Origin of the sequence: Paracoccus sp. SM22M-07, from assembly GCF_001887735.1 — a bacterium.
Classification (GTDB): Bacteria; Pseudomonadota; Alphaproteobacteria; order Rhodobacterales; family Rhodobacteraceae; genus Paracoccus.
This window is the reverse complement of sequence record NZ_JPKW01000004.1, coordinates 309,356-322,173: the sequence shown is the minus strand read 5'-3', so window position 1 is coordinate 322,173 and position 12,818 is coordinate 309,356. Positions and strand designations below refer to the sequence as shown.

Annotated in this window: 14 protein-coding genes and 1 riboswitch; of the genes, 5 read left to right on the top strand and 9 right to left on the bottom strand. The window is 68.2% G+C overall.

The genetic code is table 11. The features are described from left to right. The gene (locus IE00_RS08490) at nt 1–354 is read right to left on the bottom strand and encodes a DUF1636 domain-containing protein (protein WP_072296645.1); all 354 of its coding nucleotides are present in this window, start codon (nt 352–354) and stop codon (nt 1–3) included. A gap of 101 nt (nt 355–455) precedes the next feature. Beyond that, a riboswitch (cobalamin riboswitch) is annotated at nt 456–674 on the bottom strand. Nucleotides 675–713: 39 nt separating this feature from the next. On the opposite strand from IE00_RS08490, the gene cobO reads away from it, so the two are divergent. The 3 genes from cobO to IE00_RS08475 all read left to right on the top strand — a co-directional run bounded on the left by cobO (nt 714) and on the right by IE00_RS08475 (nt 3,531). After that, on the top strand, nt 714–1,343 hold the full coding sequence (cobO, locus tag IE00_RS08485; RefSeq protein WP_072296644.1) for a cob(I)yrinic acid a,c-diamide adenosyltransferase: 630 nt from the start codon (nt 714–716) through the stop codon (nt 1,341–1,343). 94 nt (nt 1,344–1,437) lie between these two features. Next, nucleotides 1,438–2,160 (top strand): trehalose-phosphatase, encoded by a 723-nt coding sequence (otsB, locus tag IE00_RS08480; RefSeq protein WP_072296643.1) that lies wholly within the window; start codon nt 1,438–1,440, stop codon nt 2,158–2,160. Between the two features lie 18 nt (nt 2,161–2,178). Continuing rightward, a complete protein-coding gene (locus IE00_RS08475) occupies nt 2,179–3,531 on the top strand; it encodes a trehalose-6-phosphate synthase (RefSeq protein WP_072296642.1) in 1,353 nt (450 codons plus the stop codon). A gap of 278 nt (nt 3,532–3,809) precedes the next feature. Here the strand turns inward: IE00_RS08475 and aroQ are convergent, their stop codons facing one another. The 3 genes from aroQ to IE00_RS08460 all read right to left on the bottom strand — a co-directional run bounded on the left by aroQ (nt 3,810) and on the right by IE00_RS08460 (nt 6,392). Next, nucleotides 3,810–4,238: a type II 3-dehydroquinate dehydratase gene (gene aroQ / locus IE00_RS08470; protein WP_072296641.1), complete on the bottom strand. Its 429-nt coding sequence runs from the start codon at nt 4,236–4,238 to the stop codon at nt 3,810–3,812. A 51-nt stretch (nt 4,239–4,289) separates the two neighbouring features. Further along, entirely contained in the window at nt 4,290–5,765 is a 1,476-nt protein-coding gene (locus tag IE00_RS08465; RefSeq protein WP_072296640.1) for an asparaginase domain-containing protein, read from the bottom strand. 81 nt (nt 5,766–5,846) lie between these two features. Further along, nucleotides 5,847–6,392, bottom strand: coding sequence for a DUF924 family protein (locus IE00_RS08460; RefSeq protein WP_072296639.1), 546 nt, complete (start codon nt 6,390–6,392; stop codon nt 5,847–5,849). Between the two features lie 167 nt (nt 6,393–6,559). On the opposite strand from IE00_RS08460, the gene IE00_RS08455 reads away from it, so the two are divergent. Further along, complete coding sequence (locus IE00_RS08455; RefSeq protein ID WP_072296638.1) at nt 6,560–8,140, top strand: VOC family protein; 1,581 nt, start codon at nt 6,560–6,562, stop codon at nt 8,138–8,140. Here IE00_RS08455 and IE00_RS08450 read toward each other — a convergent pair. The 5 genes from IE00_RS08450 to IE00_RS08430 form a co-directional block, all read right to left on the bottom strand. Continuing rightward, nucleotides 8,057–8,821, bottom strand: a complete 765-nt coding sequence (locus tag IE00_RS08450; RefSeq protein ID WP_072296637.1) for a VOC family protein — start codon at nt 8,819–8,821, stop codon at nt 8,057–8,059. The two genes, IE00_RS08455 and IE00_RS08450, sit on opposite strands and share 84 nt — an antisense overlap. 10 nt (nt 8,822–8,831) lie before the next feature. Then, nucleotides 8,832–9,242, bottom strand: coding sequence for a DoxX family protein (locus tag IE00_RS08445; protein WP_072296636.1), 411 nt, complete (start codon nt 9,240–9,242; stop codon nt 8,832–8,834). 110 nt (nt 9,243–9,352) lie between these two features. Next, entirely contained in the window at nt 9,353–10,255 is a 903-nt protein-coding gene (locus IE00_RS08440; RefSeq protein WP_072296635.1) for a LysR family transcriptional regulator, read from the bottom strand. Beyond that, nucleotides 10,256–10,792, bottom strand: coding sequence for an NADPH-dependent FMN reductase (locus IE00_RS08435; RefSeq protein ID WP_072296634.1), 537 nt, complete (start codon nt 10,790–10,792; stop codon nt 10,256–10,258). It lies immediately after the preceding gene. A gap of 20 nt (nt 10,793–10,812) precedes the next feature. Next, complete coding sequence (locus IE00_RS08430; protein WP_072296633.1) at nt 10,813–11,754, bottom strand: ring-cleaving dioxygenase; 942 nt, start codon at nt 11,752–11,754, stop codon at nt 10,813–10,815. Nucleotides 11,755–11,878: 124 nt separating this feature from the next. Between IE00_RS08430 and IE00_RS08425 the strand changes: the two genes are divergently transcribed. After that, nucleotides 11,879–12,799 (top strand): LysR family transcriptional regulator, encoded by a 921-nt coding sequence (locus tag IE00_RS08425; protein WP_072296880.1) that lies wholly within the window; start codon nt 11,879–11,881, stop codon nt 12,797–12,799. The last annotated feature ends 19 nt before the right edge of the window (nt 12,800–12,818 follow it).

The window sequence follows — 12,818 nt, the reverse complement described above, 5'->3', positions numbered from 1 at the left end:
TCACTCCTGCGGGGGGATGCGGGCAAGGCTCTGCTTGCGGAAGATGGCGGGGCGTTCGCGCCACGGCACGATGCCGTCGCCGCTGGCGGCATAGGCGGCGGCCCCATCGGCGATATCGGCGGCGTCGGCGGGCGTCAGGCGGCCATAGACATAGGACCACTTGCCCGGTCCCGACAGCGACACCGAACAGCCCTGCGAACAGGCGGACAGGCATTCGACGGGGCGGATCTCGACGCCTGCGGGGGGATCGTCGGACAGGGCCTGATGCAGCACCGCGCCGGGGCGGGGGGCATCGGGGTCGTCCATGGGCACCGTGCCGCGGCAGGTGGTGCAGACATGCAAGATGGCGCGCATTGCGGCCCTTCCCTTAAGCTGTGGCATCAAGGGGATAGGCCGAGAGGACATGGCACGGGGCATCCGGCCATCACCTGCCGGTCGCGAAACACCCCGTTCGCCCGTCATCATCAGGTGCTGGCAGGTCTCCCGGCTTGCGGATTCTGGGCCTGGGCCCAACGGTCGTCCCACCTTCCCAGCCCATGGGGGGCCAGTGGATCGGGCGACCTTTCCGGTCACGGTCGCGGGGGCGGCTGCGCTTGGGCGGGGCGGTGACGCCTTGCCTGTCGCATTCCCTTTTCACCTGCCTTACGACAGGAACCAACACGCGCCAACCAAAGGCCCGCGGCCCCGATTTGTCAACCCGAAGGAGCGACCCGATGACGCAGCCCGACCCCATTCCCGAACAGGATCTGGCCCGCCACGCCCAGAAGATGGCCAAGAAAAAGGCCGCCCGCGACCGGATGATGGAAACCAAGACCGGCGAAAAGGGGCTGATCATCGTCCACACCGGTCCCGGCAAGGGCAAGTCCAGCAGCGGTTTCGGCATGATCATGCGCTGCATCGCCCATGACATGCCCTGCGCCGTGGTGCAGTTCATCAAGGGCGCGTGGGACACGGGCGAACGCCGCCTGCTGACCACGCATTTCGCCGACCTGTGCCAGTTCCACAGCATGGGCGAAGGCTTTACCTGGGAAACCCAGGACAAGTCCCGCGACATCGCCGCAGCCGAAGCCGGGTGGGCCAAGGCCCAAGACCTGATCCGCGATCCGGACAACCGCATGATCCTGCTGGATGAAATCAACATCGCCTTCCGCTATGGCTATCTGGATGTGGCCCAGGTGCTGGCCTTTCTGGAGGCCGAGAAGCCGCCGATGACCCATGTGGTCCTGACCGGGCGCGGCGCCCCCGAGAGCCTGATCGAGGCCGCCGATCTGGTCACCGAAATGGGGCAGGTCAAGCATCCCTTCCGGACGGGCATCAAGGCGCAGGCCGGGGTCGAATTTTGAGGCGCCGTGGCACCGGGGCACAAAAAGTTGACCTTGGGGCGAACCCATGACCCGATGGCGGGGTTGATCTGGCATCATCACCAAAGGAAAGCCCATGACCCCGCCCAAGCTGACCCCCGATGCCGCGCTGTTCCTGGATTTCGATGGTTGCCTGGTCGAAATCGCGGATCGGCCCGATGCGGTGGTGGTGTCCAGCCAGCTGCGTGACCGTCTTGGGCGTCTGCACGCGATGCTGGACGGTGCGGTCGCGCTGATTTCGGGGCGGGACGTGACGGCGCTGCGGGGGTTCCTGCCCGATTTCGCAGGCATCGTCGCCGGCAGCCACGGGGCCGAGCTGTCCCTGGCGCCCGGCCAGATCGATTCCGTCCACGACCACGCCTTCGACGCCGCCGCCTTGCATGCCCGCGCCCATGATCTGGCCCGCCCCCATCCCGCCCTGCTGGTCGAGGAAAAGCCCCATGGCGTCGCCCTGCATTACCGCGCCGATCCGTCCTTGCAGGATTATGTCGAACGCGTCATGCAAGATATGCTGCAGGACAATCCGGGTCTGATGCTGCAACCGTCCAAGATGGCGCTGGAACTGCGCCCGGGCGGCGTCGGCAAGGACAGCGCCCTGGCCGGCCTGATGCAGCGGGCGCCCTTTGCAGGCCGGATGCCGGTCTTTGCGGGCGACGATCATACCGACGAACCCGCGATGCGGCAGGCGCAGGCCCTGGGCGGCTATGCCATCAAGGTCGGCGAAGGCCCGACCGCGGCCCGTCACCGCCTCTCTGATCCCGACGCATTGGCCGCCTGGCTTGATGCATCCCTGACCTGAATCCGACAAGGAGCCCCTATGTCCCGCCTGATCGTCGTTTCGAACCGCCTGCCCCTGGGTGAAAACCCGTCCGGCGGCCTGGTGGTCGCGCTGGAAGATGCCCTGCGCAGTTCGGGCGGCGTCTGGATCGGATTCTCGGGCGAGGTCACCGAAAATCCGGGCGACAGCCTGCAGGACCATCCAGGCGCGCCGTTCCAGCGCCTGTCCTTCGACCTGAATTCCGAAGATCACGAACGGTACTACCTGGGTTATTCGAACTCGATCCTGTGGCCGCTATGTCACGGGCGGCCCGACCTGATGCGCATCAGGCCGGAATTCGTCGACGGCTATCGCCAGGTCAACCGGCGCATCGCGGATCTGATGATCCCGCATCTGCGCGATGACGACCGCATCTGGGTGCAGGATTACCACCTGTTCCCGCTGGCCGCCGAATTGCGCGCGCGGGGCGTCACCGCCCCCATCGGTCATTTCCTGCACATCCCCTTTCCAGGTCCCGCCGATTGCGGTGCCCTGCCCAACCCCGAGGAGCTGTTCGACTGGCTGTCCCATTACGACCTGCTGGGCTTTCAGGCGGAACGGGACCTGGGGGCCTTTGCCGAAAGCGGACGCCAGCTGTCGGACATGGATCACCTGTCGGATACCAAATTCCGCCTGTCGGGACGCTTGCTGCGGGCGGGGGTCTTTCCCATCGGCATCGACGCCGCCGATTTCATCGCCGAGGCCAAGGACGCCCCCGACGAGGACCGCATGCGCATCCTGACGGGCGCCAAGATGATGATCGGCGTCGACCGGCTGGATTATTCCAAGGGCATCCCGCACCGGTTCCGCGCCTATCAGCTGTTGCTGGAAAAGATCCCCGACCTGCATGAGAAGATCTCGTTCCTGCAGATCGCGCCGCCCACCCGCGGCGAGGTCGAGGCCTATCAGGACATCCGCGAGGAGACCGAGCATCTGGCCGGGCGCATCAACGGCCAATTCGCCAGCCTGAACTGGACGCCGATCCGCTTCATCCACCGCTCGATGCCGCGCCATGTGTTGGCGGGGCTGTATCGGCAGGCGCGGATCGGGCTGGTGACGCCCCTGGCGGACGGCATGAACCTGGTCGCCAAGGAATACGTGGCGGCCCAGGACCCCGATGATCCGGGCGTTCTGGTCCTGTCGCGCTTTGCCGGTGCCGCCGAGACGATGGAAGACGCGCTGATCATCAACCCCCATGACCCCAGCGATACGGCGGGCGCCATGGCCCAGGCCATGCGGATGACGCTGGAGGAGCGGCGCGAACGTCATTCCCGGCTGCTGAAGGGCGTCGTCGAACAGGATATCGCCTGGTGGTCGCGCGCCTATCTGACGACCCTGGATCAGGCCAGCTGAGCGCCATTTCGAATCGATTTCGGGGCGGGAACAGCCGAAGACTGCCTGTTTCCTGGGCAGGGTAAGGAAATCCTGCCCTGTGAATGCCCATCCCCTGCGCGCCTTGCCGCGCTGCGGCGTCAGGGCGTGACGCAGGCGCGGGGCCCGTGCATCCTGAAGTTACGAAGCACGGATTGCTTCAGGCGCTCCTCCTCCTACGGTCCTGCAACGGACCACGCCAAGGCCGTCATTCCCGCCGCTCCTCCTCCTCCCGGCGGTCGGGAATGACGGTTTTCGCGTCAGTCGATCAGCGATACCACGTGACGCACCGCCGCCGCATAGCCGCGCACGCCCAGGCCCGCGATCACCCCATCCGCCCGCATCGAGACATAGGAATGGTGGCGGAAGGCCTCGCGCTTGTGGACCTGGCTGATATGGATCTCGATCACGGGGCCGTCGAAGGCGTTCAGCGCATCCAGCACCGCGACCGAGGTATGGGTCAGCGCCGCCGGGTTGATGACGATGGCCGCGCCGTCCTGGCGGGCCTCGTGGATCCAGTCGATGATCTGGCCTTCCCAGTTCGATTGCAGAAAGCGGATCTTGTGGGGGCCGGCGGCGTCGCGGCACAGATCCTCGACATCCGAGAGGGTGGTGCCGCCATAGATCTCGGGCTGGCGCTGCCCCAGAAGGTTCAGGTTCGGGCCGTTCAGGACATAGATCAGCGACATGGGTTTTCCTTGGTAGGTGATGGCCCTTGCTAGCAACCGGGGCGCGTTCTGTCAGCCCTCAACGGGCGCGGCGGTGACATCCGGGCGCTGCCCCGTCGGGTCGATCAGGATCAGGCGGGCGGGGTGGGCCGCCACCGCGATCCGCGCCTGCGGATCGGCCTGCGGGCCGGTCCATGCGGGCGACCCGTCGCGCGCGATCAGCACCAGCCGGTCGCCCTGCATCTGCAACCGCCCCGCAGCGCCCGCGCGCCACAGGGTCCGATCGCCGTCGCGCAGGACCGGACCCTGGTCGGGGTCGTTCACAAGCGTCACGGGGCCGTCCACCGCGCGCAGTGCCTGTCCCGGCCAAATCGGCCCCGCGCTGCAATCGGGCGCGGCGCATTCCCCCGCCAGGCTGCGCTGCATCAGCGCGCGCAGCGTGGCGCGGTCCCATCCATGGTGATCGGCGGCGGCGGACAGCACGGTCAGCTTGGCCAGTGCCGCGACCGGCGTCAGGTCGGCGCAACCGATGGCGCCCGTATCGGCGATCCAGGCGCCGGCGGCATAGTGGAAGGCCCCCACGGACCCCGCCGTCACGCGGCTGGCGATGACGGTGACGGCATCGGCCGCCTGCGCCGCCTGCAGCGCGGCGCGCGTGGCGGGGCTGGTGGGGATGTTGCCCTCGCCGAAGCCCTGCAGGATCAGACCGGTCGCGCCCGATGACAGGGCGGCGTCGATCAGCTGGCCCATCAGCGGCCCTGCGGCGGGCACGGCGGGGATCTGGGCGATGCCCTGCGCGTCGATCCGGTCGGCCACCGCCTGCAGCTGGGCGCGGACCAGCGCCATCGCGGCGGGGTTATCCAGCGCCTGCGCGGGCCGTGTCGGGCCGCGCAGGGGTTCGCCCGCGCCGTGCCAGCAGCCGATCCCGGCATGGGCCAGCGGCGGCAGATGCGGGCTGTCGAAACCGGCGAATTCGGTGGTCGATGATTTCAGCGCCCGGTTGCCGCGCAGCAGCCTGCCGTCGAAAAACAGCGCCACTTCGGGCAGGCGCAGCCGGGCCGTGGACAGTGCCCCCGCCAGGTTGCTAAGCGCATCGCTGGCCGAATTCAGCGCTAGGCCATCGGCGGTCTGCACGAACAGCGGCAGCTGCGATCCCGTCAGGATGACCGGCTTGGACAGCGTGGCCCTTGCCCGCCCTTGCCCGTCCGCGACATTCAGCAGAAAGGACAGCGCCGCCGCCGAATAATCCATCGTGTCCGTGCCGTGCAGGATCACGAAGCCGTCGTGGTCGTCGTAGAGATCCAGCAGCCGCGCGGCCATGCGGCACCAGTCGCGGGGGCGCAGGTCGGTGCTGTCCAGCGTGCCGGGGCCGTCATCGGAAAAGCGCAGGACGGTGTCGAAATGCACCGTCACCCCTTGCAGGCTGGCGGCCAGCGACGGGCCCAGCAGATGCTGGGCGGCCTGCGCGAATTGCCCCGCGGACATGGGGGCCAGCGGCGATCCCGTGCAGGCGATGGTACCGCCGGTGTTGATGACGCAGATCCGCATGATGCCCCCTTGATGATCCCCGCACCCTATAGGGCGGGACAGGGGGCGCGATCCAGCCCCTTGACCCCGCCCCGGCCCGCCTCAGAACCCCTTGTGGGTTTCCAGGAAGACCGCTTCCTCGGGGGTGCTGTCGCGGCCCAGCACGGCGTTTCGGTGCGGAAAGCGGCCGAACCGTTCGACGATGTCGCGGTGTTCGCGCGCGAAATGCAGCGAATGCTGGTTTCCCAGATCCTCGTACAGGCGGACCGAGGTTGTCTGGTCGGCCAGATCCTCGGAATGCATGAAGGGCAGATAGAAGAACTGGCGGCGGGTCGGGTCCTGCGCCTGGTCGTGGCCCAATTCCAGCGCCTTGCGGGCATGGTCCAGCGCGATGCGGTTGCTTTCGAAGCTGCGCGGCGATCCGCGGAACATGTTGCGCGGAAACTGGTCCAGCACGATGCACAGGGCCAGTGCGCTGTCGGCATCCTTGATCCAACCGTCCAGCTGTCCGTCATGGGCGGCCTGATAGGTATCGGCGAAACGCTGGCTGATCTGCGCGTCGATCTGGTCCGACTTGGCGAACCAATAGGGCTGCATCTGGTCCGAGAACCAGAAATCCAGAACCTCGGCTGCGGTGGTGACGGTCATGGTCTTCTCCTGCTGTCTTTTGGACGTCATGGCAGGGTGGGCCGTCCGGGGCGGCACGGCAAGGTGCTTGGCGTTCGCGCAGGCAGAACGCGGGGTTCGTCGCCGGACGGTCTGGCGCGAACAGCGCGCGCGGCGCATCTTGCGGGGCAAGGAAAGGAAGGTGTCCCATGACAACCGGACTTCATCACGTCACGGCCATCACGCGCAATGTGCAGGCCAATGTCGATTTCTGGATGGGCTTTCTGGGCCTGTCCCTGGTCAAGCAGACGGCGGGCTTCGAAGACGCAGCCCAGCTGCATCTGTTCTATGGCGACGCGCAGGGCCGTCCCGGCACGCTGGTCAGCTTTCTGGTCTGGCAGGACGGGGCCGCCGGTCGCGTGGGCCATGGCCAGGTGGCCGAGATCGCGCTGGCCGTGCCGCGCATGCGGATGGGCGACTGGCTGACCCGCGCGCTGCAGCATGGCATCGCGGTGCAGGGCCCCCTGCGGCACCTGGGCGATACGGTGCTGCGGTTGAAGGACCCTGACGGCATCATGGTCACGCTGGTCGGGCGCGATCTGCCCGATGCCGGATGGCCGGCCGCGCCCATGCGCCTGGCCGGGGTCACGCTGTGGTCGGAAGACCCCGCCGCCACCGCCGCCTTTCTGGGACCCTTCGGTTATCACCGCGGGATGGTGGCCGAGGGGATCACGCGGCTGGTTTCGGACAGCGACCACCTGGATATCCGCGATGCGGGCGGTTTCGTGCCGGGCATTCCGGGCACGGGGATGATCGACCATGTCGCCCTGCGGATGCCCGATGTCGACGCGATCCGCGCCCATCAGGCGCGGCTGGCGGACACGACGCTGCATGACCGGCGGTATTTCACCTCGCTCTACGTGCGCGAACCGGCCGGCACGCTGATCGAGCTGGCCACCGACGGTCCCGGCATGACCGTGGACGAAGACCACCCCGGCAGCACCCTGATGGTGCCGCCGCATTTCGACGACACCATCGACCTGCGGCTGCACTTGCCGCAATTCGCCCGCCCGGGCGAGGAAAGGACCCCCATGCGCGATCTGCCCTTCACCCACCGCCTGCACCAGCCCGAGGACCCCGATGGCAGCGCCATGATCCTGCTGCACGGCACTGGCGGGTCGGAAACCGACCTGATGCCGCTGGCCCATCGCATCGCCCCGCGCGCCCGCCTGCTGGGCCTGCGCGGCCGATCGACCGAGGAAGGCGTGGCGCGGTTCTTCCGCCGCCTGTCCATGGACCGCTTCGACCAGGACGACATCCGCGCCGAGGCCGCGGCCTTTGCCGAATTCTGGACAGGCGCCATCGCCAGCTATGGGTTGGACCCGGCGCGGCTGACGGTTCTGGGCTATTCCAACGGCGCGAATTTCGCGGCTGCGGTGATGGGGCTGCATCCGGGGCTGATCCGGCGGGCGATCCTGCTGCGGCCCATGCTGGCGCTGCAGGACCCGCCCTTGGTCGATCTGACCGGGGTGCAGGTTCTGGGGCTGCAGGGTGCGCGCGATCCCTATGGGGTCCATGCGCCCGCCCTGCAGGCGTGGCTGGAGCGCACCGGCGCAGAGGCGCGGATGCTGCGTGTCGATGCAGGACATGAACTGGCCGCAGAGGACCTGCGCCTGGCCAGCGACTGGCTGGCCAGCCTGCCGGCCTCAGATCAGGCGAAAGCGGGTGCCCCAGGGGTCGGTCAGGACCTCTCCGGCGCGGTCGGGGGCGGCGACGACGACCTGCACTAGGCCCGCCATGCGCGGATCGCGGGGGCCCGCGCCCCCGCTGTTCCAGGCATTGACCGCCAGATGGTGGTGATAGCCGTTCCAGCCGAACCACGCGGCATCGGGGGCATCGAAGCTGCGTGTCAGGCCCAGATCCCCTGTCATGAAGCGACCGGCCAGATCGACATCGCCCACCTGCAGGTGGACATGCCCGATGCCGGTCCCCAGGGGCGCACCCTGCCAGCTGTCGGTGGTGTGCTGGGACAGCGCGAACAGGTCCAGCCGCCGGGTCGTCATCTGCACCCGGTCGCCCGTCCGCTGCCAGTCGCTTTCGGGGCGGTCGCGATAGATCTCGATGCCGTTGCCCTCGGGGTCGGTCAGGTACAGCGCCTCGCTGACGCCGTGATCCGAGGCGCCCGACAGCCGCAGCCCGATATCGGCCGCGTGGCGCAGCCAGCGCGACAGGTCGGCCCGCGACGGCAGCAGGAAGGCGGTGTGATACAGCCCCGCCTGCGCGGGGTCGGCGGGGATCGCGTCGGGGTCGGACAGCAGCGTGACCAGGACGTTGCCGCCCACCCCCAGCTGCAAACCGTCCCCGCCGCGCCCCATCACCCGCAGGCCGATGGCGTTTTCATAGAAGGCGGTCATGGCGGGCAGGTCGCGGACCCGAAGGACGACCTGTTCGATGATGCGCTTGGGGGACATGAGGCGGACCCTACTCTTTGGTGATGGCGGCGGCACCCGGACCGATCAGCGCCTGAACGATCAGCGCGATGGCCCAGAAAGCAGGATATTCCCACCCTCCGCCCTGATTGTTGAAGAAGAAACCGTTGGCGCCATGCGAAAAGATGATGGTCCCCAGCATCAGCGGCACCAGGGCCAGCGCCACCAGGCGGACCTGCAGCCCGATGATCAGGGCGATCCCGCCCAGCAGCTCCGCCGCGATGACCAGATAGGCCAGCCCGCCCGGCAGCCCGATCGAGCCGAAGAACTGCGCCGTGCCCGCCGGGGTGAAGACGACGATCTTCAGACCCGCATGCGTCAGGAACAGTACCCCAAGAGTCACGCGCAGGATCAGCGCGGCCAGGTCGGGGTTGCGAAGGCGGTCATTCTGGGTGGCAAGCATCGGTCTGTCCTTTCGGGCCCGTCAGGGGCCTGTGTCTGGCCCCCGATATGGATCATGACGACCCCTGCGATAATCCGGCCCTTGGGAAGAAGATTTGTGCCGTATCGGAATCAATCATCCCATCGGTGATCCGGTCCCCATCTGTCGCGCAGGAAATCGACCAGCAACCGGACCCGCGCGGGCATGTGCCGCCCCGGAGGCGTGATCGCCATGATCGGCACCTGCTGGGGGGTCATCGGGGCGAAAAGCTGGGTCAGGGCGCCATCGCGGATCGCGGGGGCCGCGATGAAATCCGGCACGCGGGTCACGCCAAGCCCCGCGATGGCGGCGCTGACGCAGGCTTCGGCATTGGAAAACCGCAGGCGACCGGGCAGTGACAGGGTCACCCGCCGGCTACCGTCCTGGAATTGCCAATCATCGGGCTGGGCAAAGTTCAGGTCGGTGATGATGGCATGGCCGCGCAGATCCTCGGGCCGTTGCGGCGTGCCGCGCGCTGCCAGATAGGCGGGCGCTGCGACGACCTGGATGCGCATCACCGCCAGCTTGCGCCCCACCAGCGTCGAATCGCGGGGCTGTCCCGCGCGGATGGCCAGATCGACGCCCTGCTGGGCCAGGCTGACGATGTCGTCGGTGAAATCCACTTGCAGGGTCACGGCGGGATGGGCACGGGCAAAATCGTTCAGCGCCGGCATCAGCTGGACCGTGCCGAAGGTCAGCGGCGCGGTCAGCCGCAGCAGCCCCGACGGGTTGGCCGCGGCGTCGCGCAGGCTGTCATCCAGGTCGTCCAGCTGGTCCAGGATGGCGGCGATGCTGGCCAGATAGGCCTCGCCCTCGGGGGTCAGGCTGATGGCGCGGGTGGTGCGGGTCAGCAGCCGCAGGCCAAGATGCGATTCAAGCCGAGAGACCAGCTTTGACGCCTGGCCCGGCGACACCCCCGCCCGCGCGGCCGCCGCCGAAAAGCCGCCCATGCGGACGACCTGGACGAACATGCGGTCGGCGGCCAGTCGGTCCATTCACAGGCTGGCGGCAAAGCCCGCGACGAAATCATCCAGCCGCTGGCGGGTCTTGTCATCGGTCAGGTTGCCCTGGTCGTCGAACAGCTTGCCCGCGCCCGCCACCATCAGGCGACCCTCGAACCAGGGGCGCATCTGCAGGGTCCGCAGCACCGGCAGCCAATGCGCCTGGGCAAGGGTGGTGCCAAAGCCGCCGGGCGATGCGCCGAGGACGGCCACGGGCTTGCCCTTGAACAGCGCCATCCCGTCGCCGCGCGACATCCAGTCGATCACGTTCTTGAAGACGCCCGGAATGCCGTTGTTGTATTCCGGCGTCACCAGCAGCAACCCGTCGGCGGCGGCCAGTTGTTGCTGAAGCGTCGCGACGGCGGGGGGCAGGCCGTGGGCGGCCTCGGCATCGCCATCGTAAAGCGGCACCTGGCGGATATCGCCGATGGTCAGGCTCACCCCCTGCGCGCCGTCGCGGGCGGCGCGCAGAAGGCCCGCGTTGAAAGACGCCTGACGCAGGCTTCCGGCAAGTCCCAGGATCGTGGTCATGGCGTCTTTCCTTTCACGGTTCAGGCCAGGGGCTTCAGCTTGGCCTCGATTGCGGCGCGCTTGCCTTCCAGGAAGGGCGGCAGCGACAGGCCCTGGCCCATGCTGTCACGCGGTTCGTCCACGTCAAAGCCCGGGCCGTCGGTGGCCAGTTCGAACAGATTGCCACCCGGTTCGCGGAAGTAAAGCGACCGGAAGTAATAACGCTCGACCTCGCCCGAGCTGGGGACCCGGTATTTTGCGACGCGGTTCGTCCATTCGGTCAGTGCCGCATTGTCGGGCACGCGGAAGGCGACGTGGTGGACGCCGCCCGCGCCCTGACGCGCACGGGGCAGATCGGGCTGGACCGCCACATGCAGTTCCGCGGCCGCCCCGCCTTCGCCCATGGAAAAGACATGCACCTGGCCCTGCCCGTCGGGGCTGGCATAGTCGCGGACCTTGCGCATGTTCATCACCTGGGTCAGCACGGCCTCGGTCGGGCCCAGCTCGGCGACGGAAATGGTGATCGGACCCAGGCCGCGGATCTGGTGTTCGGCGGGCACGTCGCTGTCGGCCCAGGGTTCGCCCACGGGCTGCGGGGCGGCGACCAGGCGCAGGCGCTGGCCCTCGGCATCCTCGACGTCAAGGCTGGGACGGCCGTCCAGCGCGGCGATCTGGCCGGTGCTGACGCCCAGGCCGGACAGGCGGTCGGCCCAGTAATCCAGGCTGGCCTCGTCCACGCGCAGGCCGGTGCGGGTGATGGCATTGGTGCCGCGGCGTTCGCGGGCGGCGGGCCAGTCGAAGAAGGTGATGTCGGTGCCCGGGGTGCCCGCCCCGTCGGCGAAGAACAGGTGATAGGCCGAGGTGTCGTCCTGGTTCACCGTCTTCTTGACGCGGCGCAGGCCCAGCGTCTGGGTATAGAAGCGGTTGTTGGCGGGTGCGTCGGCGGTGATCGCCGTCAGGTGGTGGATGCCGGTCAGTTGCATGGGATGCCCCTTTCGATAAGCGTTGAGGGGAATATGCACCCGGGCGGGCGTTCGTGACACCCGTCGCGCAGGCAACGCCGTGTTCGGTTCTTGCGAACGGTCGGCGGGGCGCTATGGTCGGGGGATGACATGGACCCTGACCGATATCCGCACCTTCCTGGCCGTTCTGGACGCCGGCAGCATCTCGGGCGCGGCGGTGCGGGCGGATCTGTCGAAATCGGTGGTCAGCAAGCGCATCAGCGAATTCGAGGCGACGCTGGGAGTGCCGCTGTTCACGCGTCACGCGGGCCGCATCACGCCCACCGACAGCGCCTGGGCCCTGGCCGACCGGCTGCGCCCCGCGCTGGCCGAACTGGTGGCCGCGACCGAAAACATCGGCGGGGCCGAAACCCCCCTGCGCGGCCGTCTGGCCATCGCCGCCCCGATGAGTTTCGGCATCCGCCATCTGGGTCCGATCATCGCCGATTTCGCCAGCGCCCATCCCGCGCTGGAGATCGTGCTGGATTACGACGACCGCAACACCGACCTGGGGCGGGCGGGTTACGACGTGGCGCTGCGCATCGGGCAGTTGCGCGACAGCAGCCTGATGGCGCGGCGCCTGTGCCAGGACCCGCGCACGCTGGTGGCCAGCCCCGAATACCTGGCGCGGCACGGCGACATCCGGCATCCCGACGACCTTGGGGGGCATGATTGCATCGGCTATCTGAATGTCCGCCTGTCCGACATCTGGCCTTATGGGGCCGATACCCAGGCCCCCGCGCAGGGCCGCATCACCGCCAATAACGGCGAGGCGATGCGCGACATGGCCTTGGGCGGCATCGGTCTGGCGCTGCTGCCGCTGTTCATCGTGGATGATGCGATCCGGGACGGGCGTCTGGTGCAACTGCTGCCGGACCTGCCGCAGGAGCTGCTGCCGATCAGCGTCGTCTGGCCGCCCGCCAAACCGATGCCCCGCAAGACGCGGCTGTTCGTCGATCACATGGTTCAGGCCTTCAACGAAGTCCCGGGGTGGCAGCGCGGCATCGCCCTGCCGCCCGCGACCTGACCTGCGGCAACGGCATGCG